At 68.5% G+C, this 6220-nt stretch carries 2 protein-coding genes; both read left to right on the forward strand.

The window, feature by feature from the left end:
* Positions 1 to 500: hypothetical protein (locus tag ACWEO7_RS37570; protein ID WP_452430393.1), on the forward strand; the 500-nt coding region annotated here is incomplete at its 5' end.
* 267 nt (positions 501 to 767) lie between these two features.
* On the forward strand, positions 768 to 6220 hold a 5453-nt coding region (locus tag ACWEO7_RS37575), incomplete at its 3' end, for an amino acid adenylation domain-containing protein (RefSeq protein WP_452430395.1).

Here is a 6220-nt window from a genome sequence, read left to right on the forward strand (position 1 = left end):
TCGACTGGCTCGCCCTCGACGACCCCGCCGTCATCGCCGAGATCGCCGCCGAATCACCCCGCCCGGTCACCTACGCACACCGCACCCGGGCGCTGCGCGGCACCGACCCGGCGTTCGTCGGCGCGCAGGTGCTCAGCTACGACGACTTGGCCACGGCGGCCGGACGGCTGCGCGCCCGCACCGAGCTGACCTTCGAATCGCGCACCTTCCAGCACGGCAGCCCGCAGTCGCCCGCCGCGCTGATCGAGGTGGTCGCCGCGGGATCGGTGGGCGCGTCGGTGGTGCTGGTCGGTGCGGACGGCGCGCTGACGGAGTCGCTGGCCGACGAGTGGGTAACCCATCTGGTGACCGATCGGACCGGGCTGGACGCCCTCGACCCGACGGCCCTGGAGGATTTGCACGCTGTGGTGCTGGACAATGGTGTCGGCGCCGTACCGGCGGGGCCGTGGGCCGATGTGGCCGCTATCGTCGAGCTCACCGAGCTGCTCGGTAGCGAGTGAATCGATTCGCGGCCGGACACGAGCCACCAGTTGTGTGACCATGGACACAGCTGGTTGGTTTGGAGTATCAGGGTGTCCGCTGGAAATGTGTCATGGACGTGTTCTTACAGGCAGGATGTGCAGAGTTTTCATGTTTCGCTTGTCGGGGAATAGTCTGCCGGCTCAGGGATGGGGGACCAGGGACGAAGCGGGGCTCGCGTGACGCGGCCCGCGCGGGTGCGGCCCACACGCACCCGGCGACCTAGAGTCACTACCCTTCCGCAGCTGATGGCAACCGCCGTCGAGGCGAATCCGACCGGTACCGCGGTCGTGTTCGCCGACGCGGTCAGCTCACGCGGACAACTCACCTACGCGGAACTCGACGCCGAATCCACGCGTTTGGCGCGTTTGTTGATCGATCGTGGGGTGGGTCCGGAGGATCTGGTCGCGGTCGGTGTTCCGCGTTCGGTGGAGTCGGTGGTCGCGGTGTGGGCGGTGGCCAAGACCGGTGCGGGGTTCGTTCCGGTGGATCCGAATTATCCGGCCGACCGGGTCGAGCACATGGTGAAGGACTCCGGCGCCGTGCTCGGACTCACCGTCGCGCGTGTGGTGGAGGACCTGCCCAACGAAATCGAATGGCTGGTGATCGATTCCGACACCTGCGCCAGGCAGCTGGAGGACTACCCGACCGAACCGGTCACCTACGCGGATCGGCTGCGCCAATTGCGCGCCGAACATCCTGCCTACGTCATCTACACGTCGGGATCGACCGGCATGCCGAAGGGTGTGGTCGTCACGCAGGCGGGTTTGGCGGGTTTCTGTGCCGAGCAGCGTGATCGGTATCGGGTGACGAGTGCGTCGCGGACGTTGCATTTCGCGTCGCCGTCGTTCGACGCGTCGGTGCTGGAGTTGCTGCTCGCGCTGGGTGGCGCGGCCACCATGGTCGTGGTCGCGCCGACGGTGTACGGCGGTGACGAGCTGGCCGCGCTCCTGCGCAGGGAGGCCGTCACGCACGCGTTCATCACCCCGGCCGCGCTGGCGTCGGTGGATCCGGCGGGGTTGGACGAGTTGCGTGTGGTGGTGGCCGGTGGCGAGGCGTGCCCGCCGGAGCTGGTGCGGCGCTGGGTGCGCCCGCTCGCCGACGGAGATCGCGAGTTCTACAACGGGTACGGCCCGACCGAGACCACGATCATGACGAACATCAGCGCGCCGCTGGTGCCGGGGCAGCCGGTCACGATCGGCGCGCCGATCCAGGCGACCACCGAGTATGTGCTGGACGAGCGACTGGTGCCGGTCCCGATCGGCGTGGTCGGCGAGTTGTACATCGGCGGACCCCAGTTGGCGCGCGGCTACCAGTTGCGCCCCGGCCTCACCGCCGTGCGTTTCGTCCCGAACCCCTTCGACCCGAATCACTCTCGTCTCTATCGCACCGGTGATCTGGTGCGTTGGACGCCGAGTGGCGAGTTGGAGTATCTGGGCCGCAACGATTTCCAGGTGAAGATTCGCGGTTTCCGTATCGAGCTCGGTGAGATCGATGCGGTGCTGGCGGCGCACGAGACGGTGGATTTCGCGGTCACCGTCGGCCACCAATTGGACAGCGGCGCGACGATTCTCGCCTCCTACGTGCATGCCGCGAGCGGACACTCGATCGACATCGACGAGCTGATCGCGCACGCCGAGCGCAGCCTGCCGGTGCACATGGTGCCGACCTCCCTCACCGTGCTGGACGAGATCCCGCTGACCCCGGTGGGCAAGCTGGATCGTCGGGCCCTGCCCGCTCCGCAGTTGCAGACCAAGGAATTCCGCGCTCCGTCGGGTGCGCTCGAGCAGTTGGTGGCGGGTGTGTTCGCCGACCTGCTCAGCGCGGGCGACGAGATCGGCGCGGACGACGATTTCTTCGAGCTGGGCGGCAACTCCCTGATCGCGACGCAGGTAGCGGCCCGGCTCGGGGCGTCGATCGGCGCGCGGGTGCCGGCGCGCACGGTGTTCGAAGCGCCGACGGTCGCGCTGCTGGCGGCCCGGCTCGCCGAATTCGACACCGGCGCGGCACGTCCGGCGTTGGTGGCGCTGCAGCGTCCGGAGCGGGTGCCGTTGTCGTTGGCGCAGCGGCGGATGTGGTTTTTGAATCAGTTCGATACCGGGTCCGCGGCGAACAATATTCCGTTCGCGGTGCGGTTGTCGGGTGTGTTGGATGTGGCGGCGTTGCAGGCGGCCGTGGCGGATGTGGTCGGGCGTCATGAGACGTTGCGGACGGTGTATCCGGCGGTGGACGGTACCGGGCATCAGGTGGTGCTGCCCGCCGCGGAGGCGACGCCGGACCTGACGCCGCACGACCTGCCCGCCGGGGAACTCCCGGACTGGCTGCGTACGTTCGCCGCCACCGGTTTCGATGTCGCGGCCGAGGTGCCGTTGCGGCTTTCGCTCGCGCGGACCGGTCCCGACGACTACGTCCTCGCCGTCGTCGTGCACCACATCGCGGCCGATGGCACCTCGATAGCGCCGCTGGTGCGCGACTTGATGACCGCCTACATAGCGCGCAGCGCGGGCACCGCACCCGGCTGGGAACCGCTGCCGGTGCAGTACGCGGATTACACGCTGTGGCAGCGCGCCGTGCTGGGCGAGGAGAACGACCCCCGTTCCGTGGCCGCGACGCAGATCGCCTTCTGGCGTGAGACTCTCGCGGACATTCCGGACCGGATCGATCTCCCCACGGATCGGCCGCGTCCCGCCGCGGCATCCGGAAGCGGAGGCGTCTTCACCTTCACCGTCGACGCACCCACCCGGGCCCGGCTCGACGAGCTCGCGCACGCGAACGGCGCCTCGTTGTTCATGGTCGTGCACACCGCTTTCGCGGCGTTGCTCGCCCGATTGTCCGGCTCCGCCGACATCACCATCGGCACGCCGGTCGCGGGCCGCGGCGAGGCCGAACTCGACGATCTGGTCGGCATGTTCGTCAACACGCTCGTGTTGCGGACCGCGGTGGATCCGGCGGCCTCGTTCGCCGAACTGCTGGCGGTGACCAAGGAACGTGACCTCGCCGCCTTCTCGCATGCCGAGTTGCCGTTCGAGCGGCTGGTCGAGGTGCTGGACCCGGTCCGCTCGCAGGCGCATCATCCGCTGTTCCAGGTGGCGCTGTTCTTCCAGAACATGGACCGAGCGGAGCTCGAGCTGCCCGGCCTGTCGGTCGGCGCGGTCGAACTCGACGGCGCGGTGGCCAAATTCGATCTGCAGCTGACGGTGACGCCGCAGGAAGGTCCGGACGCGGGCCTGGCCGCCATGTTCACTTACGCCACCGACCTTTTCGATGAGGGTTCGGTCGCCGAATTCGCGGCGCGCCTGAACCGGTTGCTGCGCGCGGTCGCGGCCGACCCCGATCGCGCACTGGGCGGCATCGACCTGCTCAGCGTGGTCGAGCGCGATCGAATCCTGCACGAGTGGAACGACACCCGCTACCCCGTCCGCTCCGAATTGCTGCTCGACGGATACCGCCGTGCCGTCGAAGCGAATCCGGAACGGATCGCCGTTGCTTACGAGGGCGCCGAGCTGACTTATCGTGAGTTCGATGCGCGGGTGAATCGGCTGGCGCGTTTGTTGATTTCGCAGGGTGTGGGTGCGGAGTCGTTGGTGGGGTTGGCGGTTCGGCGGTCGTTGGATCTCGTGGTGGGGATGTATGCGGTGGTGGCGTCGGGTGGGGCGTATGTGCCGTTGGATCCGGATCATCCGGCCGAACGCATCGCGCACATCCTCGACACCGCTCGCCCCCTCTGTGTCGTGACGACCAGCGCCGACGCCGCGGCCCTGCCCGAGGACGTCCGGACGCTCGCCGTCGACACCCTGGATCTCGACGGCTTCGACGACAGCCCGGTTCGCCCGGAGGAACTGCTGCGTCCGGTGCTGCCGGAGCACCCGGCGTACGTGATCTTCACGTCGGGATCGACCGGCAGGCCCAAGGGCGTCGCGGTGTCCCATGCGGCGATCGACAACCAGATCGCGTGGATGCTGGCGGAATACCCGCTGGGTCCGGACGACGTGTACCTGCAGAAGACGGCGACGACGTTCGACGTCTCGCTGTGGGGCTACTTCATGCCGTTGCGTGCGGGAGCGAAGCTCGTCGTCGCCACGCCGGACGGGCACCGCGACCCCGCCTACGTCGCGGAAACCATTGCGGCGCAGGGCGTGACGGTGACGGACTTCGTGCCGTCCATGCTGACCGTCTTCGCCGCGCACACCGCGCCCGGCAGCTGCCCGACGCTGAAACACATCTTCGTGATCGGCGAGGCGCTGCCCCCGGAGACCGTGGGAGCCATGCACGCGGTGTCCGACGCCGCTGTGCACAACTTGTACGGCCCGACCGAGGCGGCGGTCTCGGTGACCTACTGGCCCGCGTCGGCGGACGAGCGCAGCGTGCCGATCGGTCTGCCGCAGTGGAACACCCAGGTGTACGTCCTGGACTCGTGGTTGCGGCCGGTACCGGTGGGTGTGCCCGGTGAGCTGTACCTCGCCGGTGATCAGCTGGCCCGCGGTTATGTACGGCGTCCCGATCTCACCGCGGACCGCTTCGTCGCCAACCCCTTCGGCAACGGCGACCGGATGTACCGCACCGGTGACCTCGTCGTATGGCGCAAGGACGCCGACGACGCGGTCCTCGACTATCTCGGCCGGACCGATTTCCAGGTGAAGTTCCGTGGGCAGCGGATCGAGCTGGGCGAGATCGAGACGGCGCTGCTGGCGCAGCCTTCGGTGAGCCAGGCGGTGGCGCTCGTGTCGCCTTCATCGCTGGGCGACCAACTCGTGGCTTATGTCGTCCCCGCTCCGGGAGCCCGGATCGACACGCAGGAACTGCGCTCCGCGATCGGTGAGACGTTGCCCGCCTACATGGTTCCGGGCGCCATCGTGGCGCTGGAGGCGTTCCCGCTGAACTCCAGCGGCAAGCTGGACCGTAAGGCGCTACCGGAGCCCACCTTCGAGACCAAGCACTTCCGTGCGCCCTCGAGCGCGATCGAGGAGATCGTGGCGGGTGTGTTCGGCGAGGTGCTCGGTGTGACCCGGGTCGGCGCGGATGACGACTTCTTCGCGCTCGGCGGTAATTCGCTGGTCGCCACCCAAGTCGTGGCGCGTCTCGGCGCGGCGGTCGGTGGCCGCGTGCCGGTGCGGACGCTGTTCGAGACTCCGACGGTGGCGGGATTGGCGGCGGCGCTGGAGTCGCACACGCACGGTGAGCGCGTGGAGTTGGGCAGTATCGCCCGGCCGGAGCGGTTGCCGTTGTCGTTGGCGCAGCGGCGGATGTGGTTCCTCAATCGCTTCGATCAGTCCGATGAGGCCGCGGAGCAGATCGGTTCGGCGGCCTACAACCTGCCGTTCGCGTTGCGGTTGACCGGTGCGTTAGATGTCGCCGCGCTGGGTGCGGCGCTACAGGATGTGGTCGTGCGCCATGAGGTACTGCGCACGGTGTATCCGGAGACGGTCGACGGTCCGGTGCAGCTGGTGTTGCCCGCCGGGCAGGTCGCCTTGGATCTCACTCCGCGGGTGCTGGCCGAGTCGGACGTGGCCAGCGCGGTCTACGCCTTGGCGGCGACTCCGTTCGACGTGACGGCCGAGGTGCCGTTGCGGGCCGTCCTCATCCAGGTCGACGGAGCGCCCGAGACGTATGTGCTGGCGGTGGTGGTGCATCACATTGCGGCGGATGCGTCGTCGATGGGTCCGTTGGTGCGGGATGTGATGGTGGCGTATGCGGCGCGTAC

This window comes from Nocardia sp. NPDC004260 (genome assembly GCF_053603155.1).